This window comes from Acetatifactor sp. (genome assembly GCF_982438285.1).
In genome coordinates, this window is the sequence record NZ_CEWDFQ010000500.1 from 1 (window position 1) to 1,654 (window position 1,654).

At 50.8% G+C, this 1,654-nt stretch carries 2 protein-coding genes; both read left to right on the forward strand.

What is annotated here, in order from left to right:
* On the forward strand, positions 1-771 hold a 771-nt coding region (locus AC1WIP_RS15675), incomplete at its 5' end, for a TrmH family RNA methyltransferase (RefSeq protein WP_481142701.1).
* Between the two features lie 199 nt (positions 772-970).
* A partial coding sequence (gene proC / locus AC1WIP_RS15680; protein WP_481142702.1) for a pyrroline-5-carboxylate reductase occupies positions 971-1,654 on the forward strand: 684 nt, incomplete at its 3' end.

Consider the following 1,654-nt stretch of genomic DNA (forward strand, 5'->3'; position numbering starts at 1 on the left):
AACGCAAAAGTAAAGCAGATCGTACAGTGGCAGAGTAAGGCAAAGGAACGCAGACAGGCAGGGGTGTTTGCGGCAGAGGGCTTTAAAATGTTTGAGGAAGCTCCCACAGACGGCATAGAAGAGGTATTTCTGTCACAGGATGCCTTGGAGCGGGCAAAGGGGAACTCATTAATATGGAAGAAACTGCAGCAGACAGGATATGAGACAGTTTCCTCCAATGTATTTGCAAGAATGTCGGATACCCAGTCTCCTCAGGGAATATTGACAGTTTTAAGACAGCCCAAATATGATATAGAGAACATTTTGAAGAGGGGTAATCCGCTGCTTCTGGTGGTGGAGGACTTACAGGACCCTGGGAATCTTGGAACCATGTTTCGGACTGGCGAGGGAGCTGGAATAACGGGTGTTATTATGAGCTCCGACACGGTGGATCTCTTTAATCCCAAGGTAGTCCGGGCCACTATGGGGTCCATTTACAGGGTGCCCTTTGTGTATGCCGGAGATTTGAGGAATGCTGTCAATGATCTGCATAAGAATGGGATTGCCGTCTATGCCGCGCATCTGGAGGGGGAGACCTATTACAACAGGCTTTCCTTTCGGGGACCTACTGCCTTTCTCATCGGCAATGAGGGGAAGGGACTGCGGAGGGATACGGCGAAGCTGGCAGATTCCTATGTAAAGATTCCCATGGAGGGGAGGGTGGAATCCCTCAACGCTGCTGTTGCAGCGGCTCTTTTGCTGTATGAGACCCACAGACAGAGACATGTGTAATGCTTTACGTAAATGGAGACTTAAGCTTTGAAAAGAATGGAGATCAGTGTGAAAAATCACACTGATGTGCTGATTTTTCACACGGCTTATTTGTGCCGAAGCGTCACGAATAAGCCTTGATGCGACAATAGAAATCGCCTGTGCGAATTTCTATTGCGCGATTCCTACGCTACGCTTCGGAATGGAGATCAGTGTGAAAATGAAAATAGGATTTATCGGACTGGGAAATATGGCATGTGCCATGATCGGCGGTATGCTGGCAAAGAATGCGGCGCAGCCTGAGGATATGATAGGTTCGGCCAAAACCAGGGAAACCAGGGAAAAGGTAAGAGAAAAATATCATATCTCGACGGCTGAGACCAACAGGGAAGTGGCGGAGAAAGCGGACATTTTATTTTTGGCGGTAAAGCCCACATTTTTGCCGGAGGTAATTGCGCAGATCAAGGATGCTGTGTGGGAGGAAACGTTGATTGTGAGCATTGCCGCAGGAAAGGATCTGCGTTATCTGTCGGAGGCTTTTGGACGGCCGGAGCTTAAAATAATCCGCTGTATGCCAAACACCCCGGCTCTGGTGCTGGAGGGCTGCACAGGCGTCTGTGCGGGAGAGAATGTGACGGAAGAAGAGCTTTCACAGGTGTTAAGCTTGATGCGCTCCTTCGGACGGGCCAGCGTGGTGCCGGAACGCCTGATGGATGTGGTGGTGGGCGTAAGCGGCAGCGCTCCTGCGTATGTGTTTCTGTTTATCGAGGCCATGGCCGATGAGGCGGTGGCGGAGGGCATGCCAAGAAACCAGGCCTATGAATTTGCTGCCCAGGCTGTTTTGGGAAGCGCGCGGATGGTGCTGGAAACCGGCAGACATCCTGGAGAGCTGAAGGATATGGTG